The following is a 22,224-nucleotide window of genomic DNA, read 5'->3' on the forward strand; positions in this document are numbered from 1 at the left end:
CCCACTGTGTTTTTCTTTAGGAGTTTGAAATGACCGTTGAACGTTACATCCGTGTGATCGCTGGCCTGTTCATCATGTTCTCGCTGGCGCTGGGCGTGGAAGCCAGCCCCTTGTTTGTGAGCCCTTGGTTCCTGGCCTTCACCGCCTTTGTCGGTTTCAACCTGTTCCAGTTTGGCTTCACCAACTTCTGCCCGCTGGCGCTGATTTTGAAAGCCCTGGGCGTGCCCGAAAGCAAAATCGCTTGCAGCGCTGCCAAGTAAGGCGCAGTAACCGGAGCTTCCAACTCCGGTCCCATCTCAGCGACGTCACCAAAGGCCACCATGTCTTCACCTACCCCGTTGAAATTCCTCATGCCCGGCTGGTTCTCGCTGGTCATGGGCTTGTGCGGGCTGGCACTGGCCTGGCACAGCGCCCAGGCCGCCCTGGGTGACATGGCCACCGGCATCGCGCTGGTGCTGGGCGGGCTGGCGGTGCTGGTGTTCGGCGTGTTGCTGGTGGCTTCGGTGTTGCGCATGGTGCGCCACCCGCAGGCGCTGGCGGAAGACCTGAAGCACCCGGTGCGCCACGCCTTTGTGGCGGCGCTGCCGGTGTCGTTGCTGTTGCTGGCCACCGTGGGCGTGGCCCTGGGTGGGGCCAGCGGCGGTTGGGCCACGGTGTGGCGCGGCGTGTGGTGGCTGGGCAGCGTGACACAGCTCTGGGCCACGCTGTGGGTGCTGGGCCGCTGGATCGCGCCCGCCGCCTCGGCGCAGCCGGGCCAAGGGCCGGGCAACACCGGGTTGTGGCCGGCGGTTACGCCGGTGCTGCTGATCCCGGTGGTGGGCAATGTGGTGGCCCCGCTGGCGGGCATGCCGCTGGGCATCGACGGCTGGTCGGCGGCGCAAATGGGCATTGGCGTGTTCTTCTGGCCGCTGGTGCTGTTGCTCACGCTGGTGCGGCGCATCGCCCACAGCCCGCTGCCCGAGCGCGTGCTGCCGGCCTGGTTCATCACCATCGCACCACCCGCCGTCATTGGCCTGGTGCTGGCGCAAATGCAGGCACCGCTCCCGGCGGTGCAGGCGCTGTGGGGCGTGGGCCTGTTCTTCCTGTTGTGGACGGCGCCGGTGGTCAAACGCATCGTGGCGCAGCCGTTTGGCGTGCCCTTCTGGGCGCTGTCGTTCCCGCTGGCGGCGTTCACCACGCTCACCCTGCGCCTGGCCCAACTGCAGCCCAACAGCGGCTGGCACGGCACGCTGCAAAACGCGGGCGTGTTGCTGCTGGCCGCCACCTCCATGGTGGTGCTGTGGCTGGCCTTTGCCACCGTGCGCGGCCTGCGCGACGGCACCTTGCTGGCGCCCGAACCGGTGGCCAACATCATTCCCGTGTCGGCATGAGCAACACACCCGCCCAGCACCTGCCTGCCGAGCGCAAGGCCGAGCTGGTGCACCGCCTGCGCCGGGCCGAGGGCCAGGTGCGCGGGCTGCAAAAGCTGCTGGACGAAGGCGCCGACTGCGCCAAGATCGCGCAGCAACTGCTGGCCACGCGCCACGCGCTGGACAGCACCTACGTGCGGCTCAACCTCGCGGTGGCCGAGCAAGAACTGCAGCAACCTTCAACCGAAGGAGCGCAGCGCGTGACCGAGGTGCTGGACCGGCTGCAAAACCGATTGGGGCGGGCGCGCTGAGCTTGGGCAGCGGCCCGGGCGCTGATGGCTTGTGTGGGGCTGCGCTTCTCATGCTCACGGTAAATTCGGATCGTTGATCGCCATCGCATCAGTGTTGACGCGCCCATTGCACCGCCTCGTCGATGAGGTCGGTGAGTTCAGACGCCCCCATGCCGGCGGCAGCGGTCTTGGCTTGTTCTACGGCCTGGTCCAGCAGGTAGGCTCGTACAGCCTCCTCGATGAAGCGCGACAGGTCGCCTTTGCGACCGCCGCCCTGTGCGGCAATGAACATGCGCACGGATTGATCTGTTTCTGGCGACACAGCGATATTCCAGCGGACGGAATCCATGGTTTCTCCAGTGCCAAGCATTTGGGTGTTTGGGTGTGTTGTTTTTATATGTCGATTCGAACAAGCGCGCCAGGGTGGGCTTCATCCAACGCTCGACGGGCGAAACTTTGGCAAACCGCCATCGCGCACAGCGCCGATATGCGGTATACCCCCGATCGCCCCAATGCGCGGGAAGCCCAGTCCTTCAGGGCGGGGAGGAGGTCAGCGGCTGCGCGCAGCACGCACCAAGTGGTCAATGACGATGACCTCTTTGCGCTCCAGGCGCAGAGCCAGCCAGCGGGCCAGGGTGGCGCGTTCGCGGGCCGACAGCGCTCGCTCCACCGTCACCACCACCAGGGCCGTGGTGGGTGCAGCGGTGGCAGCAGCGTCAGACGCCGCAACCGGCGCCAAGGGTTCGGCCAGGTAAGCCGCGCGCACCTGCGGCAGCTGTGCGCGAATCTCGCTTTCCAGCAAGTCGCGCGGCAAGGGGGCGGGGGCTGGCGGTTCTTCCAGCCGCTTCAGGGTTTGTGCCAGCTGTGCTTCCAGCACGCGCACCTTGGCGTCGTTTTTTTGCACCTGGGCCACCAGGGTGCGTTGCAGTTCTTCGGTCAGGTCTTTGCGCAGAGCGCCCACGTCCAGGGCCTCATCGCCGGTGCGGCGCAATTCCACCTGTGCTTCGGGCAAGCCGTTGCGGCGCAGGGCCGCCTGGGCCTGTTCGCGCAGCTGTTCCCGGTCGCGGTCGCCCACGGTGGTCAGGCGGATCAGCCGGGCCTTGACGTCGATGTCATACGACAGCACACGCGGGTCGGACAGCAGCTCGTGGCCTACGTTGCGTGCGGCGTTGTTGAACACCTCGTTCTGCACGAATTTGTAGCCCAGCCAAATGCTGGGCACCAGCACCAGCGTCAGGCCCGCCGCGATGATGCTGCGGTGCCGCCGCCGTGTGGCGGCGTTCACCACACCGCGTGGCGGCAGGCGCAGCAGCTTGGCCACGGCCAACGTGGACGCCGCGATGAACACGCTGTTGATGACATACAGGTAGAAGGCGCCAAGAAAGAAGTCCCAGCGCCCGTTGGCAATGCCAAAGCCTGCGGTGCACAAGGGCGGCATCAGGGCGGTGGCAATGGCCACGCCCGGCACGATGTTGTTGAAGCTGCGCCGCGTCACCGCCACCATGCCGGCCGCGCCGCCGAAGGCCGCAATCAACACGTCCCACAGCGTGGGGCTGGTGCGTGCCAGCAGTTCGCTTTGCGGCTGGTCCAGCGGGCTCAGCGAGAAATAGAGGATTGACGTGATCAGGCTCAGCGCGGTGAAAATGCCCAGGTTCTTGGCGGCATCACGGATGAGGTTGAAGTCGGCCACCGCAGCGGCGTAGCCGATACCGACGATAGGCCCCATCAGTGGCGAGATCAGCATGGCGCCGATGATCACCGCCGTGGAGTTGACGTTCAGCCCCACCGACGCGATGAGGATGGCGAAAAACAGCACCCACAGGTTGGTGCCCACCACTTGGGCGCCGCTGCGCAAGGCGGCGTCGATGACGTCGGCATCTTGCTGGTCGCTGCGCAGGTTGAAGAGACGGTAAATGCGGGTGTTCATGAACCAGAAAGCGGGGTGGAAAGCGGGCACCAGCCCATGGCGGTGAAAGCTGCGCCTGCTCAGCGCCCCGGCCCACCGGGCGAGCACTCGGCAAACCCGTAGCGCTCGCAAAACGGGTTGCCCAGCAGCGGCAGCCAGGTCGGGATGTTGTGAAACTCGCGGGCGATGGTGCTCAGCACCGTGTCGCGGTAGGGCTGGTAGCGAAAGCCCTCGCCGTCCACCGCAAAGTAGCGCACGCCCGCCACCTCAAACGTGCTCACGCTCACGCGCTCGAAATACGGTGTGAAGTCGCTCAGCTGGGGTTCCTTGAAATCCAGGATGCGCAGGTGCTGGCCTTGCAGGGTGCGAAAGTCCACCAGCTGATCGTCTTGCCGTGCGTGGTGGCGGCCCACGCCAAACACCGGCACATAGGCGGTGTGGAAGTAACCGAGCATGCTGGCGGTGCTGTAGGCGCGCGCCATGAGGGTGGCGCCGGCGGGCAGGTCGTGCTGCAGCGCTTGCACAATGGCCGGCGCTTCGCGCAGGAACACCGCTTTTTCATAGAGCTTGCTCGACTGCCACAGCGACAGCGGTACCCAGGCCAGCGCGGCCACCAGCAGCAGGTGCGGCACCGACAGGGCCAGCGTCCAGTTCAGGCTGCGGCGCAGCGCGCGCGGCTCCAGCTTCAGCCCGGCCCACACCACAAACAGCGGCACAAAACCCAGCACCCAGTGCAGCCCCACGCTGCGGCGCAGGCTCAAAAACGCAAACAGCAGAATGGGGAACAGCCACAGCACGGCGGCGGCCCGTTGCGTGCTGGCCGACACGCCGGGCACCGGGCGCGCACGCCAGCCCTGCCACAGCAACCAGGGCGTGAGCAGGTAGACCGCCATGCCAACGTAGACCACAAACGTCTTGAGCTGCCAGTGCGAACCCTCGTGGCGGTTGAACACGTTGAACATCACATTGCTCCAGCCGTGCGTGGCGTTGAAGCCCAGGTTGATGCCGATGGACGGCAGCGCCAGCACCAGCATGAGCGGCAGCGCCCACCAGCGCTCGCGCCGCCAGCCCAGCACGTGCACCGCATAGGCCAGGCCAAGCAGGGCGGCGAAGTACTTGGACAAAAAGGCCAAGCCCACGAACAGGCCCGCCAGCGCGTACCAGCCGGTGCCTCGGTCGGTGCAGGCGCTCGCGCGCAGGTAGGCGTAGGCCGAGAGCGCTATGAACAGGATCAGCGGTGTGTCGGTGGTGACCAACACAAACATCCAGGACCACGGCATGGCCAGGTACACCGCGCCGGCCAGCCAGGCGCTGGACTCGCGCGCATCGGGCAAAAAGCGGCGCAGCAGATCGACCACCAGCAGCGCGATGGCGCTGGTCACCAGCAGCGTCACGCTGCGCAGCACCAGCGGGTGGTCGTTGATACCGTGCAGCACCGCCAGCAGCCAACCCACCATGGGCGGGTGGTCGGAGTAACCCCAGGCCGGGAACACGCCCCACTGGTAGAAAAAGGCTTCGTCCCCGGTCATCGGGAACGTGGCCGCCACCCCGGTCTTGAGCAACAGCGTGGCCGCAAACATGGCCCAGAACAACCGGCGTGCGCCTGCGAGGGAGAGGTCAGAAGTGTTCATGGCCATGCGTCATTCACAACAAAAATACGTTCCAGATCGGGGCCTCAGGCATCCATGGCCAGCAGGCTCACACCCACCACAATGAGCGTGCAGCCGGCCACACGCAGCCACGAAAACGGCTCGCCCAGCCACAGCACGCCCAGCCCCATCGTGACCACAAAGCCCAGGCTCACCAGCGGGTAGGCCAGGCTCACGTCCAGCCGCGACAGCACCCACAGCCACAGCACCGCGCTGGCGCCATACAGCACCAGGCCCAGCCACACCAGCGGGCTGGAGAGCGCGTGCAGGTAGGTGGCGCCCACGTCGCCACCGGCGGGGGCGCCCATGCCGCGCTTCATGGCCAGTTGGGCGGCCGAGGACAGCAACACACAAAACAGGGCCAGGCCCAGCGCGATGGATTTCATGGGGGTTTTTCAGGGGGGTGTCTCAAATGCCCACCGTAGCGGCCACGCCCATGGCGCTCATCACGGCCAGCGTGATCCAGCTGAACGGATCGCGCAGTGCGAATTGCAGCGGGTCTTCGCCGTGCAGCTCGCGCCGCCCGGTCTTGAGCCAGATGCGCATGATCCACAGCAGCAGCACCGGCGCCGCACCCCACAGCCACTCGGGTTGCGCATACAGCACCTGGCTGTTCTGGCTGTCGATGTAGAGCGTGAGCACCATCACCGCCAGAAAGCCGCTGGACAAACCCATGGACCGCAACGAGGCCAGGTCGCGCCGCTGGTAGCCCCGCCCCGGCGCGAGGGCGCTGCGGTCGTCGTCGAGCTCTTCCAGCTCGGCACAGCGCTTGACCAGGGCCAGGCTCAAAAACAGAAAAATCGAAATCGCCAGCAGCCAGTTGGACGGCACCACGCCCACGGCCACCCCGCCCGCGCCAATGCGCAGCGTGTACAAACTCGACAAAACCAGCACGTCCAGCAGGGCCACGCGCTTGAGCCACAACGAATACCCGAGTGTGGTGGCGGTGTAGGCCAGCAGCATGGCCGCAAAACCACCCGACACCGCCAGCGCCAGCCCAAAAGCCAGCGCCATCATCACCACCCCCAACACCACCGCCAGCGCAATGCTGAGGGCACCCGAGGCCAGCGGCCGGTGGCGCTTGAGGCGGTGCACCCGGTCGCTGGGCAGGTCCAGCAGGTCGTTGAACAAATAGGTGGCCGACGCGCACAGGCCAAACGCCACAAACGCCAGCACAGCCAGCCCCCAGAGCTCCGGGTCGAGCGAATGCGCGGCCAGCAGCGGCAGAAACAGCAGCGCGTTTTTGGACCACTGTTTGAGGCGAATGGCGCGCAGCACGGTCTTGAGCTTCAGCGGCTCCTGGGCAAACACGCGCGCCTGCGGGTGTTGTTGTTGCAGCGCACGCACCACGGCGGGCGGCGCGTTCACGGCCACGGCCTGCGAGCTGCCTTGCCACACCGCCAGGTCGTCGCGGCTGTTGCCGGCGTAGGTCCAGCGCGTGTGGCCGCCCGCGCGGGCGTGTGCCTCGATGGCGGCGCGCTTGTGGGCACGGCTCAGGTTGGGGCCGCCCGCACCGCCGTGGGTGCCCAGCACCGCGTCAAAGAACTTGAAGTGCGCCGCCACCTCGTCCACGATGCGCGCGTCCGCCGCACTCGCCAGCACCAGGGGGCGGCCGCGGGCGTGTTCGTCGCGCAGGTACTGCACAAAGCGCTCGTGGTAGGGCAGTCGGGCGGGGTCGGGGCGCACCGCGTCGGCCAGCTTGTGCTTGAAACCCGCCTTGCCCAGCAGCATCCAGAGCAGCAGGCGCAGCAGGTTCAGCGGGTTGCGCCGCACCAACAGCATGACCGACTCGTACAGCGTGTCGGACAGCGTGAGCGTGCCGTCCAGGTCCACATACAGCGGGCTGGTGTCGTGCGGCATGGCGGTGGCGGTGTGTGGCGGCAAGCTGGGTGTCCGGTTGGGGGTGCTGCGGCATTTTAGGCGGCAGGCCCGCGCCCGCTGTGCCGCTGCGACAGCGGTGCCTGTTCGCATGGGATGCGACGGCCGACTTTGTCTTGGGTTTGATTCAGGGTAGTCCCTGGATATACTGAACTTTACCTATATGCAGGTCACACCATGAACAGCAAAGCAACAGCCACCCAGACCGAGACAAAGGCCACGCCCCTCTCTCTCAAACTTGCACCATCATCGCGCCAGCGCTTGCGCAACTTGGCCGAGCTGCAGCGCCGACCTGCGCACGCCCTGGCGCGTGAGGCTATCGAGGCCTACCTGGATCAGGAAGAAACTCGCATGAAGCGCAACCAGGAAGCGCAGGCGGCATGGAAGCACTACCAAGACACGGGCTTGCATGTCACGGGTGACGAGGCCATCGCCTGGATGAAGTCGTGGGGAACACCTGACGAGTTGCCAAAACCTGTATGCCACGTTTAGTTCTGACATCCGAGGCCCTCGACGATCTGGAGAGAGTGCAGAATTTTCTGGCAGCGAAGAGCGTAGAGGCTGCGGCGCGTGCCAAGGCGGTGATCATTGAACACCTCGAAAAGGTGCAGCGTTTTCCAACGATCTACAGACCCGTACCGACGCAGCAAGACCAGCGGGAAATCGTCATTGCCTTTGGTTCCTATGGGTATGTTGTGCGCTACCTGTTCGACCAAGAAGCCGATGCCGTTGTCATTCTTCGGGTGTGGCACCAGCGAGAGCAGTCTGAATGAGCGCGCCTGCGGCCACCCGGCCCGGTTTCACACTGGCGTCAAAAACGATCGGTTGTGCAGCCGGTATGCCAGAAGGTCAGCGCAGGTGGCAGGCGCCTAACCGCCGCTGCGCAGCAGCAGCGCCGGGTTCAGCCGCATCTGCCCCAGCAGGTAGCGCGCGCCCAGGCCCAGGCTCACGCCGCTGACCAGCAGCGCGGTGAGCGCGCCGCTCCAGTACAGGCCCACCGGGCTCATGTCCAGTCGCCACAGCAGCAGGCCGGTGGCCAGCGCGCTGCCCGCCAGCAGGGCAAAGGCGGATGTGACGGTGGCGAGCACCACGTATTCCCACACCAGCACCCGGCGCAACAGCGAGTGGCGCGCGCCCAGCGCGTGCATCACCGTGGCGTCAAACAGCTGGCGGCTGCGGCTGGCCGCCACCACGCTGGCCAGCACCAGCAGGCTGGCCGCCAGGCACACGCCCGCCACCACCGCCAACCCGCTGCTGGCGCGGCCCATGAGGGCGCGGGTTTCGCGCAGCAGCGATTCGGTGCGCACGGTGGCGATGTTGGGCGCCACGGCGGCCAGGCGGTCTTGCGCATCCAGCGTTTGCGCCACCGGCAGCCAGGCCGCGCCCACATGGCGGGTGATGAAGGGGTCCAGCACGCCGTCGCTGAAAATCGCTTCCAGCCACAGGCGCGACTGCAGGCGCCGCTGGCTGTAGATGGCGGCCAGCGTGGCCCCCACCGGCGTGCCCATGATCTCAAAGCGCAGCCGGTCGCCCACTTGCAGGCCCAGTTCGTCGGCCTCGCGGTCTTCCATGGCCACCAGCGGTTCGCCGCTGTGGTCTGGGGGCCACCAGGCGCCCCGGTCAATCACCACGTCGTCGAAATTGCCCGAGCGGTTGCTCAGCTTGTGTTCGTCGCGCGCTTCCCGGGCGCGGGCGCCATCGGCGCTTTCGCGCAGCGCTTCGCCGTTCACCGCCGACAGCCGCCCCAGCACCAGCGGCGCGGTGCGCAGTTCCGCGCCCGCGCTGGCGCTTTGCAAGGTGTCACGCAGCAGCGGAATTTGCTCGGTCTGCACGTCGTAAAACACCAGCGCCGGGGCGTTGGCGGGCACGGTGTCGTTCACGGTGCGCAGCAGCGTCATCACCACAAGCGTGCAGGCCACCAGCAGGGTGAGGGCCGAGCCCAGCGAGAGCAAGGCGGTGCGCAGCGGTGAATGCGTTTGCTGCAAACCGGCCAGCGCCAGCTGCAGCGGCAAGGGCAGGCGCGGGTGGTGTTGCAGCTTTGCGGCCAGGCGGCGCAGCGCGCGGGTGACCAGGTCCAGCACGCCCAGCAGCGCGGCGGTGGCCAGCACAAAGGCCAGGCCAAAGCGCGGGTCGGGCAGCACCGCCACCAGCAGGACCAGTGTGGCCGTGGCCACGGCGGCGGTGAGCCACCAGGCGCGGCGCGGCGTGTGCAGCGCCTGCCCTTCCACACCCCGAAACAAGGTGGCCGGGCTGACCGACAGCGCGCGGCCCAGCGCCGGCAGCGAAAACGCCAGCGCGGTGAGCACGCCAAACAGCAGCGCCACCCCCGCGGGCTGCCACAGGCCTTGCACCAACAGGGTCACTGGCAGTTTGTCGGCGGCCAGCTGGGCGCCCGCCAGCGCCAAGCCCATGCCCAGCGCCACGCCCACCGCGCTGGCCAGCAGCGCCAGCATCAAAATTTGCAGCAGCACCATGGCAGCCAAGCGCCCGTCGCGCAGGCCCAGCGCACGCAGCGTGGCCAGGCTGGTGAGCTTGCCTTGCAGGTAGGCCTGTACGCTGTTGAACACGCCCAGCCCACCAATGAACAGGGCCGAAAAACCGATCAGCATCAGCCCCGAAGCGATCTGGCCCAGCACCTCGGCCACGCGGTCGCTGCGTTCGTCAAAGCTGCGCACCTCGGCATCCAGCGTGGGAAAGGCGGCCATGAAGCCATCGCGCCAGGCGGTGGCGGCCTGGGTGCTGGGCGCGTCCACGCGAACGCGGTAGCGGTAGTCCACCCGGCTCAGCGGCTGCACCAGGCCGGTGGCCAGCAGCGCACCCTCGGCCACCAGCACCGGGGCAGCGCCCCAGTCGGCGCGCAGGCTGCGGTCGGGCTGGCGCACCGTGATGGCGCGCACCACCAAGTCCAAGTCGCCAATGGCGATGCGGCTGCCGGGTTGCAGGCCGAGCCGTGTGGCCAAAGCGCCGTCAATGGCCGCGCCCCATTGGCCGTCGCGTTGGGCCAGCGCGTCGGCCAGTGGCGCGGCCGGGTTCAGCTCCACCCGGCCCACCAGCGGGTAAGCCGCGTCGGCGCTCTGCAGCTCAATCAGCTGGGCGCGGCCGTCTTCGGTGCGCAGCATGGTGCGCAGCTCGACCACGCGCGACACGGTGGCGCGCGCCTGCATCCAGGCCAGCGTGTCAGCCGGCAGGGGCTGGGGCGACTCCACTTCCACATCGCCGCCGAAGAGGGCGCGGGCGTCGGTGCGCATCGCGTCGGCCACCTGGCGGTACAGGCCACCGCCCGCCGCCACCAGCGACACGCCCAGCACCAGGCAGGCCACAAAAATCCACAGGCGCCGTCCACTGGCGCGCAGGTCGCGCCAGGCCAGGTCAAGCAGAAACCGCACGGGGGTGCTCCGACTGGCGTTCGTTGGGCGTTTCTTGCAAGCGGCCTTCGTGCAGGCGCAGCACGCGGTCGCAGCGGGCGGCAAACGCCAGGTCGTGCGTCACCAGCACCAGGGTGGTGCCCAGTTCCCGGTTCAGGCCAAACAACAGCTCGCGCACCGCCTCGGCCGTGTGGTCGTCCAGGTTGCCGGTGGGCTCGACGGCCAGCAGCAGGCGCGGGCGGTGCACCAGCGCGCGGGCAATCGCCACGCGCTGCTGTTCTCCGCCCGAGAGCTGCGATGGCTTGTGGTGCATGCGCTCGGCCAGACCCACGCGGCGCAGCATGTCCGCCGCCACGTCGCGCGCGCCGCTGGCCCCGGCCATTTGCAGCGGCAGCGCGGCGTTGTCCAGCGCGCTCAGGCTGGGCAGCAGGTGAAAGCTCTGGAACACGATGCCGATGCGTTCGCGCCGCAGGTCGGCCAGGCCGTCGCTGTCGAGGCTGGCCAGGTCGGTGCCCGCGATGCGGATGCGACCGGCGGCCGGGCGCTCCAGGCCACTCAGCAGCAACAGCAGCGAGGTCTTGCCCGAGCCCGAAGGGCCGGCGATGGCCACGCGGGTGCCGGCGGCAATGCGCAGGTTCACATCGCGCAGCACCTGCACCTGCCGGGTGCCGATGGAATAGTGCATGGACAGGTCATCGACCTCGATCAGGTGTTGGGTGGTGTGTGGCATGGGCGGTGTCAATAAGCTCGTGGGCAGAGCTTGCCCCAGGTTCTCAAGTTCCCGCCAGCGGCGCACCGCATGCCCTTCAACCCGCCTGGAACGGCCAGAACGGCGCTGGCGGTGAACGGCTGCGTCAGCGTCTCGCGCGCGGGCAGCCAGCGGCGGACAAACAGTGGCATGAAGCCGCAGCCCAGCAGCGCGATCAGGCGACCCACGGACAGCGCGTGGGTGGATTCGGGCAACAGCATGGGCGCGGATCATGGGCCGCGCGGCGGTGGTGACCAACAATTTTTAGGTGATTTGCTTATGCGGGGGGACGGGATGGAAGGGCTGGTGGGGGACCCTCTACGTGGCTCCGTGCCGATCAGACCAAGGGCCGCTGAGCAGCAATTGCTGCCGGTGGGTGCTGCCGGGCTTATGCACGCTGACTGTCGTGAATCGGCAATTTGACAAGGGGACCAGCGCTGGCGTGAGCTGCGGCTGTAGGGGGCACTGCTGTCATGAGGCTGCGCCAACGTCGCGGGCGACTTCGCTGTTGGGACCCGGGAGAACCCAGCGCATGTGTAGAGGGGCGCTCCGTCATGAATGCCTGCAGACGCGTTCCTTGTTTGGAGCCATCATGCTCGTCACCGAGGTTGCGATGCTTTCGTGGTGCAATGCAGCATGTTTGATGTTCTGCGAGTTTCAGATCCTGTTGCCGTTTTTGCGGTCGTTGCATTTCTGATCCTATTGGCGCCTATCGTCATGGGTCGCTGGCAGCTGCCTGGAACCATTGGGCTGCTGTTGGCAGGCGCCGTCCTCGGGCCGAATGCATTGGGTGTACTGGCCAGAGATCAATCCTTCATCCTTTTCGGCACTGTGGGACTGCTCTACATCATGTTCACCGCAGCCCTCGAGATCGACATGGTGGTTCTTAAGCGGTCCAAGCTTCACAGCATGGTATTTGGACTGCTGACCTTTGCCATACCCCAGAGCCTGGGCACGTTGGTGGGGCACTTCTTACTCGGGTTCTCATGGCCGGCGGCCATATTGCTGGGATCGCTATTCGCTTCCCACACCTTGCTGGCCTACCCCATCGCCAGCCGACTGGGGATTGCGCACGATACCGCCGTGACTACGGCCGTTGGAGGCACCATCATCACCGACACGCTGGCCCTGCTGGTGTTGGCCGTGATTGCCGGCTCTGTTCGGGGTGAGGTCGACGAGTTCTTCTGGTATCGGCTGGCTGCCAGTCTTGGGCTCTATGTGCTGGCCATCCTGTACGGCCTGCCCAAGCTTGCGCGGTGGTTTTTCCGCAACGTGGGACGCGACGGTGTGACGGAGTTCGTCTTCGTGCTCGCAGTGGTTTTTGGCTGCGCCAGCCTGGCCCATACAGCGGGTTCTGAACCCATTGTTGGGGCTTTTTTGGCGGGCCTGGCGTTAAACCGGCTCATCCCGCACAACAGCCCGCTGATGAACAGAATCCAGTTTACCGGGGAGGCCATTTTTGTGCCTTTCTTCTTGCTCTCGGTCGGAATGCTGCTGGACCTCCGGGTGTTCTTGTCCGGATGGCGAGCCTGGCTGGTCGCGGCGGCGATGTTGGCCACCGTGATTGTTGCCAAATGGTTGGCCGCTCAAATCAGCAGCAAGATACTGGGCTACAACACTGCCCAAGCCCGCGTGGTTTTCGGGCTCAGTTTGGCGCAGGCAGCAGCGACCCTGGCCGCTACGGTGGTGGGCTACGAGATCGGGCTATTTGATGATGCCGTGGTCAACGGCGCCATCGTGATGATTTTGGTCACCTGTGTCATCGCCCCGTGGCAGGTTGACCGCTACGGCCGCAGGATGGTCCAGACCATGGAGCAAGACTCAGAGCCCATGGCGGTAGAACAGCAACGCATTCTCACGGCGCTGACGGAGGCCTCGCCCAGCCGGCATTTGTTGGATCTGGCCATGCTGCTGCGCAAGCCTGAGCACGAACAACCCATCTACCCCATTTCTGTGATCCAAGACAACGGGGACACCTCTGCACTGGTGTCCAGTGCGGAGCGGGTACTTGGGAATGCGGTCAACTATCTGTCTCAGGCCGAAGTGCCATCAACACCCCTCACGCGCATTGACCTCAACCTGGCATCCGGCATCCTGAAGGCCCGGCGTGAGCTCAATGCGTCTGAGGTGTTGATGGGCTGGAGTGAGCAGAGTCGTGCCCCGGAGTTCTTCTTCGGCTCGCTCATGGAGAACTTGTTGCGCGACCGCGATTTTTCGCTGGTGGTGCTTCGGCCGCGGGAGCCCCTCAACACCACGCGCAGAGTGCTGCTGGCAGTGCCCCCTGAGGCTGATCTTGAGCCAGGGTTCAACAACGGCATGATGCTGATCAAGCGGCTATCGCGTCAGCTCAGTGCCCCAGCGCTGTTGATAACGCCGGAAAAGGGCTCTGACAGGATGTTCAAGCGGATGCGTTCACTCAGGCCCGACTGCGATTTAACGTTGGGGCCAACAGACACATGGCCCGCACTGACGCGTGTGCTCAAGGAGCTGCACCGCGATGGTGATCTCATTGTTCTCATTGGCGCACGGCAAGGCGGCATGGCACGGCTTCATGCCATGACTCGACTGCCAGAAGAACTATCAGAATCCTTCCCTAACTCCAATCTGATCTTCCTCTACGCCGGTGAATCGCGCACTGGGAACCCCAGTTCCGTCGTGAACCCTGAGCCCGCAACGCGTATGACCTAGTCGACAGCTTCAGCGGTGACGACCTTGGGAGGTTGAGCACCAATTGCGGGTGAGGATCAGTTACGGTGGTGCTTTATTTCGTGACCAACCCTTTGGACTGCCCGGAGGGGTATTGCCACTGATTGTCGAGTAGCCGGTCTTGGAAGCACAGCGGTCATGCAAGCGCCTGCTATCTGTCGAATGTTCAATTTTGAAAGTCACAGGGTTTCTGGACGTAGACATCAATGACAACAACCAGCCTTCAACTGACCGTGACCGCGTACGTGTGAACTGACCCCATCCCGACGTGTCCGTGTCGCGGTACATGAGCCGGATGCCACCTGCGCTCACGCCACGATCTCGATGCCGCGCTTTGGCACCAGGTGCAGCAGCTTCAGCGCCGTGCCCGTCGGCTTTTTCTGTCCGATTTCCCACTTCTGCACCGTCGAGAGGCTGGTGTTCAGCAGGCGGGCAAACACCGCCTGGCTGACCCGCGTGGTTTCGCGGATGTGTGTGATTTGCTTCGGCTGCAGCGGCTCGACCGGCGGCAGGCACAGCGGGTCGAATTCACGCAGCGTGAGCTGATCCATCACGCCCGCCTTGTGCAGCCCTTTGGCCGTGTCGTGCACAGCGGCCAGGATCGGGGATTCAGTTTTTCGCATGGCACTCCACCTCTATCAGTTCACCAGCAACCTTTGCCGAGTCGATCGCCTTGGACCAGGCCTTGCATCATGTCGTCGACCGCTTCACACAGGATGGCGGCGGTCAAACCCGCTTTGCGCGCCCACCTTGATGCCGGCCTCGGGCGGCGACCCGCGCAGCGGTGGAGCGTGGGGGCTCAGGCATAGGCGTATTCGCCGCCCTTTTTCAAAGCGGCCTGATACGCCGGGCGGGCGTGGATCTTCTTGAGCCAGGCCATGGTGGCGGGGCGCGAGGGGCCGAGGCCTGCGCGTGAGACAGCCGCTTCGAGCGGGAAGCTCATCATGATGTCGGCGGCGGTCATCGCCTTGCCAGCGAACCAGGGGCGCGAGGCCAGCACCTGTTCCACGTAGTCCAGGTGCACGTCCACCATGGGTTGCACCTTCTTCACGGCGACCTTGCCGATCAGCGGCACCTTGCTCATGGCCAGCATGAGCAGCAGGTTGGGCATGACCGAGCCTTCGGCGTAGTGCATGAACTGGCGGTAGTTGCGCAGGCCTTCACCGGGGTCGGTGGGGCCCAGGCGGCCGGTCTTGTCGACCAGGTATTCGCAGATGGCGCCGGTTTCCACCAGCTTGAGCGGGCCGTCTTCCAGCACCGGCGATTTGCCCAGCGGGTGCACTTTTTTCAGCTCGGGCGGGGCGAGCATGGTGGCCTTGTTGCGCTCGTAGAAGCGGATTTCGCAGGGCAGTTCCAGTTCTTCGAGCAGCCACAGCAGGCGTTGCGAACGGGAGTGGTTGAGGTGGTGGACGATGAGGTTCATGGTGGGAGGGGTCCGGTGCTGGTGGACATGGTGGACATGGTGGACATGGTGGGCAGGCGCGGGAGGCGGTGGGGGTGTGGCACAAGCGCTGGCTGTCGGAGCCGCCTGGGTGGGCCGAGGTTCCCAGTGTGCCGTGGCTTCGGGCCGCTGACCATAATCGATGGTTTTGACCCCGCGCGTGCGCGCCCAACCCCAAAATCCCCATGGATGCCTGGACCACTTCCCTGTTGCTGGCCACGGCCGCGTTTGCCGCGGGTGTGCTCAACGCCATCGCCGGCGGCGGCAGCTTTCTCACCTTTCCGGCGCTGGTGTTTGCTGGCGTACCGCCCATCATGGCCAACGCCACCAGCGCGCTGGCGGTGAGCCCGGGCTACCTGGGCAGCACGCTGGGCTTTCGGGCCGAGCTGGGTGCGCTGCCCACGCGGCGCCTGCGGCGCGAAATGGCCTTGTCGGCGGTGGGCGGCGTGGCCGGGGCGCTGTTGCTGCTGGTCACGCCCGCGAAGGTGTTTGCCGGCATCGTGCCCTGGCTGCTGCTGTTTGCCACCGCGCTGTTTGCCGCCGGGCCGGCGCTGGCGCGGCGTGCGCAGGCGGCCTCCAAAGAGGGGCAGGGGCTGGCCGCCTGGCGCGAGCCCGGCCTGCTGCTGGTGGCCATTTACGGCGGCTACTTCAACGGCGGTCTGGGCATTTTGCTCATGGCGCTCTACACCGTCACCGGCGAGGGCCGCATCCACACCGTGAACGCGCTGAAGAACCTCAACTCGCTGGTGCTCTCGTGGCTGGCGGTGGGCGCGTTTGTGCTGGCCGGCGCCATTGCCTGGAAGGAAGGTCTGTTGATGATGGTGGCCGCCACAGCGGGCGGCTTCCTGGGCGCGCGCTGGTCCAAGCGCCTGCCTGCGTCGTGGGTGCGCTGGGGCGTGATCGTGACGGGGCTGGTCATGAGCGCGCTGTTTTTTGCGCGCAGCGCCTGAATCGGGTCTGTTTTGTTCTGTTCTTGCCGCCGCCTCTGGCGTCAACAACCGAACCGCGCGTGCCATACTTAATCCTATTGGACGGGTTTGTTTTTATCCACCGCTTGCACCCCTGTTGCCCCCGCGGGTCCCGTGCCGTTGCGGACCGGGATTCCACGCAACGCCCGGACACAGGGTACCCCCACGGCCCTCACTTCAACGACCACCATGTCTTTTTACGAAACCCAGCCCATGGACGTGGTCCCCGGGCACCCTTACGCGTTTGGCTGGCCCACCCCACCGTTTGCGGCCTACCCCCGCGTGCAGCCCACCGAAGGGCCGCTGCCCTGCGAAATTGAGGGATTGGGTGGTAAACACAACCGCGTCCAGCTGCTGAACTTTGACCTGCAACGCGAAGAGGTGCTGGTGCAGGTCCTTGGCGTCAAGCGCCCGATCACGCTGAAGTTCTCGCAACTCCGGCGCCTGACCCTCGAAGAACCGATACGGCCCGAGCAGACCGCTGGTGGCGACCCCCATGCAGCGCTGCTGGCCCACCGGCCCGACAGCAGCTACCAAGTGCAGATGAGCGCGGGTGAAGACCTGGGGGGGCAGACGGTGGGTCAGGTCGAGCTCAAGCAGGGCCTCTTTCTGTTTCCTCCGCTGGACAACGCCGGCGTGACGTCCAGGGTGTTCATCCCCAACCACGCCTACGAGAGCTTCACCGTGGGTGGGCGTGTGGGCGAAATTCTGGTCCAGCAAGAACACGTGACCGAAGGTCAGGTGCAGCAGGTGGTGCAGGAGCAGACGCAATTGCGCCAACAGCGGCTCGGGGAGGTTCTGGTCAGCGGCCAGATCATCACGCCTGAGCAGTTGCTCGAAGCCATTGACATGCAACGCCACCTGCCGGTGATGCGCCTGGGCGCGGCGCTGGTGGCGCTGGACATGATCACCGAGACCGACCTCGAAGAGGCGTTGCGCCTGCAGGTCGAAGGCAAAGGCCTGCCTTTGGGCGAGCTGTTGGTGCGCAAAGGCCTGGTCACACGCGAAAACCTGCGCACCGCCTTGGCCCACAAAATGGGTTACCCCTCCGTCGATGTGCGGAACTTTCCGCTCGACCTGGATGCCCTCAAGGCGGTGCCCTACGCGGTGGCCGATCGGCTGCAGGTGCTGCCGCTGTTGCTGCGGCAGGGCCGCCTGATCGTGGCCATGGACGACCCGACCCGGCGCAACCTCATCACCGAGCTGGAATTCCTCACACAGTACCGTGTGGTGCCGGTGCTGCCGCAGGTGGGCACCTTGGTCACCGGCTTGAAGCAGGCCTACCAAAAACACGGTCTGGACGTCGAACCCGTCCAGACACCGCGCGACAGCGGTGGCGAGGTGCTCACCAGCGGCGCGCTGCTGCAAAGCCTGGAGCGCTCGGCCAAGGAGGAAGAGGGCGACGAGCGGCCCCTGGAGCAGTCCGACAACTCGCTGGTGCGCTTGATCAACACACTCATCATCGACGCCGCGCAGCAAGGTGCCTCTGACATCCACATCGAATGCCCACCCGGACGCGAGAAGATACGCATCCGCTTCCGGCGCGATGGCCACCTGCTCCTTCACATGGAGTTGCCCCACACCTACCGCGCGGCCGTCGTCTCGCGCATCAAGGTCATGTGCGACCTCGACATTTCCGAACGCCGCCGCCCGCAAGACGGCAAGATCATCTTTACCCGTTTCTCGCCCCAGCACCGGCTGGAGCTTCGCGTGGCCACCATCCCCACCACCCAGGGGCTTGAAGACGTGGTGATGCGGCTGTTGGCCTCCTCGCGGCCGCTGCCGCTGGAAGCCATCGGCTTGGCGCCCGTCAACTACAGCCGCCTGCGCGACGCCATCCAGCGTCCCTACGGCATGGTGTTGTGCGTAGGTCCGACCGGCTCCGGCAAAACCACCACCCTGCATTCGGCGCTGGGCCACATCAACCGGCCCGAAACCAAGATCTGGACCGCCGAAGATCCGGTCGAAATCACCCAGCCGGGGTTGCGCCAGGTGCAGGTCAACCCCAAGATCGACTGGACCTTTGCCAAGGCCTTGCGCGCCTTCCTGCGCGCCGACCCCGACGTGATCATGGTGGGCGAGATCCGCGACGCCGAAACGGCCCATATGGCGATCGAAGCCTCGCTGACCGGCCACCTGGTGCTCTCAACGCTGCACACCAACAGCGCGCCCGAAACCATCACCCGCCTGCTCGACATGGGCATGGACCCGTTCAACTTCGCCGACTCGCTCCTGGCGGTGCTGGCGCAGCGGCTGGGGCGGCGGCTGTGCACCCAGTGCCGCACGGCCGCGCCGGCATCGGCCGAGTTGGTGGACGAATGGCTGGCGGATTATCTGCACGTCATGCCCGAAGACCTGCGCGGAGAACCGGCCAGCTTGCGCGCCGACTGGGCGCAGCGCTTCGGCACCGACGGCCGCCTGACCCGCTACCGCAGCCCCGGCTGCAAGGCCTGCGACGGCACAGGACACAAGGGCCGGCTGGGTTTTCATGAGTTGCTGACCGTCTCGCGCGAGATGCGTCGCCTGGTGCAGCGCGGCGCCCGCGCCGAAGAACTGCAGGAGCAAGCCATGCGCGAAGGCATGCGCACGCTGCGGCAAGACGGTATTGAAAAGGTGCTGCAGGGCCTGACCAGTTTCGAGGAAGTTCGGGTGATCTCCAACGCCTGAAGGGCATGGTGACGCTGGCCGGCCCCGACGTGCTCCGCCCGGCGCTTTCCCGGCCCGACGCGTGGCATGCGCCCGTGTGCGATCGTATTCGGAGCATGACGGCATTGCCCACCAGATTGGCCAACATCTGGCTGAAACGCACCGGGGGCGGGAGCGGCGCAGGGTTCAAGCCGTGGGCTCGGCGGGGTGGGCGGGCAACGCCAACGTTTGCAAGTGCAGCAGCGTGTTCGCATCCAGCACCATCCGCTGGGCAAATTCATCGGCCGGCATGGGCTTGCCAAACAGATAACCCTGGAAACGGTGGCAACCCAATTGCTGCAGCATGGCCAGCTGGGCGGTGGTTTCCACGCCCTCGGCCAGCAGGCTCAGGCCCAGCACATCGGCCAGTGCAATCACGGTTTTGACGATGGCCGCATCGCTGTCGTCGTCCATCAGACCCCGCACAAACGACTGGTCAATCTTGAGCTTTTGCACCGGAAACCGCTTCAGATAGGCCAGGCTGGAGTAGCCCGTGCCAAAGTCGTCAATAGCCAGATGCACACCCAGGCGCACCAAGGCATCCATGCGCTGGATCACGTCGTCTACGTTGTGCATCAGGCTCGACTCGGTGATCTCCAGCTCCAACAGGTGCGGGGGCAGGCCCGTTTCGGCCAGCACCTCGGCCACCAACGCCACCAGGTCGTGGCGTCGGAACTGGCGGGCCGAGACGTTGACCGCCACCAGCCAGTCGCGCCCCAGCTCCCGCTGCCACTGTGCCCCTTGCTGGCAGGCTTGTCGCAGCACCCAGCTGTCGAGCTTGGCGATGAGATGGGTTTCTTCGGCCACGCTGATGAACTGGTTGGGCAGCACCATGCCCAGCAACCGCGACTGCCAGCGCACCAGCGCCTCGGCCCCAAAGATCTGCCCTGAACGCATGTCCACCAGCGGCTGGTAATACAACATCAGCTCGCCGTCGTTGATGCCTTCGTGCAGGGCCGATTCGATGCGGTAACGCTGTTCTGCCTCAGCGTTCATGCTCTCGGTGTAGAAGCGAAAGGTGTTGCGCCCACCTGCTTTGGCCTGGTACATGGCCGTGTCGGCGTTGCGCAACAGGGTGGCTGTGTGGGTGCCATCGTCAGGGCACAGGCAAATGCCAATGCTGGTGCTGATGTGCAAGGTGTGGCCATCCACCACGAACGGCTCCTGCAAGGTTTCCACCAGCTTTTCCGCGACGGTTTGCGCCTGCATCGGATGGCTCAACCGCGGCAACAGCACCACAAACTCATCGCCACCCAGGCGGGCCAGGGTGTCGCTGGCGCGCAGCAACAGCGACAGGCGCAGCCCCACCTGACGCAACAACCTATCGCCCACGGTGTGGCCCAGGCTGTCGTTGATGTTCTTGAAACGATCCAGATCGAGAAACATGATCGCCATCTGTTCGCGGTTGCGGCTGGTTTGCAGCAGCACCTGCTCCAGGCGGTCGTGCAGCAGATTGCGGTTGGGCAAGCCGGTGAGGGCATCGTAGTGCGCCATGTTGCGCATGACGGCCTCGATTCTGGTGCGTTCGGCGATCTCGGCCTCCAGGCGGGTGTGGCTTTGCGCCAGTTCGTGGGTGCGCTGCTGCACCCGCCGCTCCAGCTCTTCCTGCGATCCGCGCAGCACCTCCCGTGCCTTGTGCTGTTCGGTCATATCGGTGGCCACACACAGGTAGCCGCTGACCTGCCCGGCTTCGTCGCGCAGCGACGTGACCGACAGCAACACCGGCACCTGGCTTCCGTCTTTGCGCTGGTACGTCCATTCGCGCTCGTCCTTGCCCCACCGGTCCACGCGCCAGCGAAAGACCTGGAATCCGGGGGAAACGTGCGCTTTGAATTCGGCGCTCAGCTCTTGGGCGTAGGTCTGCACCTCTTCAGCCAGATGAAATTGGCCCGGCGTGTGCCGGCCCACCAGCTCATGGGCCGCATAACCCAGCAAGCGCTCGGCCGCTGCGTTGAACAGGCTGATCACACCCTGGGGATCGGTGGCAATGATGGCCATGCTGGCACTGGCCAGCACCGCCCGGTTCAGGCTCGTGGCGGCGTGCAGCGCCTGTTCGTTGCTGCGGCGTTCGGAAATGTCTTCCACCAACCACAGGGTGGTGCTCTCGGGGCTCCAGTCTCCCGCCTCCAGACGGCGGCCCGACAGGCGCGCCCAGAACACCGTGCCGTCAACCCGCCGCAATTGGGTCTCGTGCGATACCGCCATGCCCCCTTTGAGCGGTTTGTAGATCTGCGAGCCAAAACGGCAGTAGCTCGCCATATCGGGGTGCATGGCACTGGACAGCACCCCTGCCAGGCTGCCTCTGGATGCCCCCATCATCGATTCAAACCGCTGGTTGCAGCGCAGCATCTCGTGTTGCCGGACCACCACCATGCCCAACGGGGCCTCGTTGAACAGCGTGGTGTTTTCGTGCACAGCTTGCAGCAAGGAATCGGCCAGCGCATGCGACTCGGAGCGGTCCACCACGATCCAGAACGTGCCCTGATCAGGGTCTTCCGGGTTGACCACATAGCCCACCACCTGCGTCCAGAACACCTGCCCATCGCTGCGGCGCATGCGGATTTCCACATCCACAGACTGGGCGCTGCTCAGCAGCGGCGCGGCCAATCGGCCAAACTGGTCGTAGTCGGCCTGAGACGGAAACAGCTCCACGGCGGGCATACTCGGGATGTCCTGAAGCCCGTAGCCAAACATCTGGCAGAACCGGGCGTTGGCCTGCACCACGCGGCGGTTGCTGGTCATGAGGATGCCCATGGGCGCATTGCTCATCAGCGACTCAAACCGCTGCAAAGCGTCGCGCAACGCCTGGAGCTGGGCGCGCTCTGCCGTCACGTCGTCAAGCACCCAAACGGTGCCCAGCTGGGGTTGGACCGGGTCGATCGCAGACGCCGAGACCACACAGCACAACTGCGCGCCCAGGGCCGTCACAAACACATGCTCGCACCGAAAAACCTGCCCTTGGCCCAGAATGGGGCTGGCCTGTTGGCCAAACGCCTCGTAGCTTTGCACACTGTCAAACAAGGTGCTGGCCGGCTGACCGATCAGTTGCTCTGCGGGAACACCCATCAGCTGCGCGAACGCCCGGTTGCAGCGCACGATGGTGCGGTTGCGCGTCAACACCATGCCCAGCGAAGCGTGCTCGAACACCGCATTGACCTCCTCGGAGGACGGCAACATGTTCAGGCCGGCGGGTGGCAGCGTGTTGGGCATACAAAACTTTGTTTCATCGGGCGTGAACT

19 protein-coding genes are annotated in these 22,224 nt (G+C 65.6%); 8 read left to right on the forward strand and 11 right to left on the reverse strand.

What is annotated here, in order from left to right; translation table 11 throughout:
* Positions 1-29: 29 nt before the first annotated feature.
* The 3 genes from Q7J58_RS04890 to Q7J58_RS04900 are packed head-to-tail and all read left to right on the forward strand — an operon-like array spanning position 30 to position 1,660.
* Positions 30-260, forward strand: coding sequence for a DUF2892 domain-containing protein (locus tag Q7J58_RS04890; protein ID WP_304824227.1), 231 nt, complete (start codon positions 30-32; stop codon positions 258-260).
* A gap of 60 nt (positions 261-320) precedes the next feature.
* Entirely contained in the window at positions 321-1,370 is a 1,050-nt protein-coding gene (locus Q7J58_RS04895; protein ID WP_304824230.1) for an SLAC1 anion channel family protein, read from the forward strand.
* Positions 1,367-1,660 carry a metal-sensing transcriptional repressor gene (locus Q7J58_RS04900; RefSeq protein ID WP_304824232.1) on the forward strand — a complete coding sequence of 98 codons (294 nt, stop codon included), beginning with the start codon at positions 1,367-1,369 and terminating at the stop codon, positions 1,658-1,660. The genes Q7J58_RS04895 and Q7J58_RS04900 overlap by 4 nt, the downstream gene beginning before the upstream one ends.
* 88 nt (positions 1,661-1,748) lie before the next feature.
* Here Q7J58_RS04900 and Q7J58_RS04905 read toward each other — a convergent pair whose 3' ends face one another.
* The 5 genes from Q7J58_RS04905 to Q7J58_RS04925 form a co-directional block, all read right to left on the reverse strand.
* Entirely contained in the window at positions 1,749-1,988 is a 240-nt protein-coding gene (locus Q7J58_RS04905; protein ID WP_304824235.1) for a ribbon-helix-helix domain-containing protein, read from the reverse strand.
* Between the two features lie 201 nt (positions 1,989-2,189).
* Positions 2,190-3,566, reverse strand: a complete 1,377-nt coding sequence (locus tag Q7J58_RS04910) for a DUF389 domain-containing protein (protein WP_304824238.1) — start codon at positions 3,564-3,566, stop codon at positions 2,190-2,192.
* A gap of 59 nt (positions 3,567-3,625) precedes the next feature.
* On the reverse strand, positions 3,626-5,176 hold the full coding sequence (locus tag Q7J58_RS04915; protein WP_304824241.1) for a glycosyltransferase family 39 protein: 1,551 nt from the start codon (positions 5,174-5,176) through the stop codon (positions 3,626-3,628).
* A 44-nt stretch (positions 5,177-5,220) separates the two neighbouring features.
* Positions 5,221-5,580, reverse strand: coding sequence for an SMR family transporter (locus tag Q7J58_RS04920; RefSeq protein WP_304824244.1), 360 nt, complete (start codon positions 5,578-5,580; stop codon positions 5,221-5,223).
* A 22-nt stretch (positions 5,581-5,602) separates the two neighbouring features.
* Entirely contained in the window at positions 5,603-7,078 is a 1,476-nt protein-coding gene (locus Q7J58_RS04925) for a UbiA family prenyltransferase (protein WP_304824247.1), read from the reverse strand.
* Positions 7,079-7,249: 171 nt separating this feature from the next.
* Between Q7J58_RS04925 and Q7J58_RS04930 the strand changes: the two genes are divergently transcribed.
* Both Q7J58_RS04930 and Q7J58_RS04935 read left to right on the forward strand, forming a co-directional pair.
* Complete coding sequence (locus Q7J58_RS04930; RefSeq protein WP_304824250.1) at positions 7,250-7,564, forward strand: CopG family transcriptional regulator; 315 nt, start codon at positions 7,250-7,252, stop codon at positions 7,562-7,564.
* A complete protein-coding gene (locus Q7J58_RS04935) occupies positions 7,552-7,845 on the forward strand; it encodes a type II toxin-antitoxin system RelE/ParE family toxin (protein ID WP_304824253.1) in 294 nt (97 codons plus the stop codon). The genes Q7J58_RS04930 and Q7J58_RS04935 overlap by 13 nt, the downstream gene beginning before the upstream one ends.
* A 96-nt stretch (positions 7,846-7,941) precedes the next feature.
* On the opposite strand, the gene Q7J58_RS04940 is transcribed toward Q7J58_RS04935, so the two are convergent.
* The 3 genes from Q7J58_RS04940 to Q7J58_RS04950 are packed head-to-tail and all read right to left on the reverse strand — an operon-like array spanning position 7,942 to position 11,406.
* Positions 7,942-10,458, reverse strand: coding sequence for an FtsX-like permease family protein (locus tag Q7J58_RS04940; protein WP_304824255.1), 2,517 nt, complete (start codon positions 10,456-10,458; stop codon positions 7,942-7,944).
* A complete protein-coding gene (locus tag Q7J58_RS04945) occupies positions 10,442-11,167 on the reverse strand; it encodes an ABC transporter ATP-binding protein (RefSeq protein ID WP_304824258.1) in 726 nt (241 codons plus the stop codon). Before Q7J58_RS04945 ends, Q7J58_RS04940 begins: the two co-directional genes overlap by 17 nt.
* 8 nt (positions 11,168-11,175) lie before the next feature.
* Positions 11,176-11,406 carry a hypothetical protein gene (locus Q7J58_RS04950; RefSeq protein ID WP_304824261.1) on the reverse strand — a complete coding sequence of 77 codons (231 nt, stop codon included), beginning with the start codon at positions 11,404-11,406 and terminating at the stop codon, positions 11,176-11,178.
* 415 nt (positions 11,407-11,821) lie between these two features.
* On the opposite strand from Q7J58_RS04950, the gene Q7J58_RS04955 reads away from it, so the two are divergent.
* A complete protein-coding gene (locus Q7J58_RS04955) occupies positions 11,822-13,873 on the forward strand; it encodes a cation:proton antiporter (RefSeq protein WP_304824264.1) in 2,052 nt (683 codons plus the stop codon).
* 326 nt (positions 13,874-14,199) lie between these two features.
* Here the strand turns inward: Q7J58_RS04955 and Q7J58_RS04960 are convergent, their stop codons facing one another.
* Together Q7J58_RS04960 and Q7J58_RS04965 are read right to left on the reverse strand one after the other, a co-directional pair.
* Entirely contained in the window at positions 14,200-14,514 is a 315-nt protein-coding gene (locus Q7J58_RS04960) for a DNA-binding transcriptional regulator (RefSeq protein WP_304824267.1), read from the reverse strand.
* A gap of 176 nt (positions 14,515-14,690) precedes the next feature.
* On the reverse strand, positions 14,691-15,314 hold the full coding sequence (locus Q7J58_RS04965) for a glutathione S-transferase (RefSeq protein ID WP_304824270.1): 624 nt from the start codon (positions 15,312-15,314) through the stop codon (positions 14,691-14,693).
* A 203-nt stretch (positions 15,315-15,517) separates the two neighbouring features.
* Between Q7J58_RS04965 and Q7J58_RS04970 the strand changes: the two genes are divergently transcribed.
* Entirely contained in the window at positions 15,518-16,282 is a 765-nt protein-coding gene (locus tag Q7J58_RS04970) for a sulfite exporter TauE/SafE family protein (RefSeq protein ID WP_304824273.1), read from the forward strand.
* 207 nt (positions 16,283-16,489) lie between these two features.
* The gene (locus tag Q7J58_RS04975) at positions 16,490-18,967 is read left to right on the forward strand and encodes an ATPase, T2SS/T4P/T4SS family (protein WP_304824276.1); all 2,478 of its coding nucleotides are present in this window, start codon (positions 16,490-16,492) and stop codon (positions 18,965-18,967) included.
* 165 nt (positions 18,968-19,132) lie between these two features.
* Here the strand turns inward: Q7J58_RS04975 and Q7J58_RS04980 are convergent, their stop codons facing one another.
* The gene (locus tag Q7J58_RS04980) at positions 19,133-22,195 is read right to left on the reverse strand and encodes a GGDEF and EAL domain-containing protein (RefSeq protein WP_304824279.1); all 3,063 of its coding nucleotides are present in this window, start codon (positions 22,193-22,195) and stop codon (positions 19,133-19,135) included.
* Between the last annotated feature and the right edge of the window lie 29 nt (positions 22,196-22,224).

The sequence above is a fragment of the Hydrogenophaga sp. genome (genome assembly GCF_030656115.1).
Lineage (GTDB): Bacteria > Pseudomonadota > Gammaproteobacteria > Burkholderiales > Burkholderiaceae_C > Hydrogenophaga.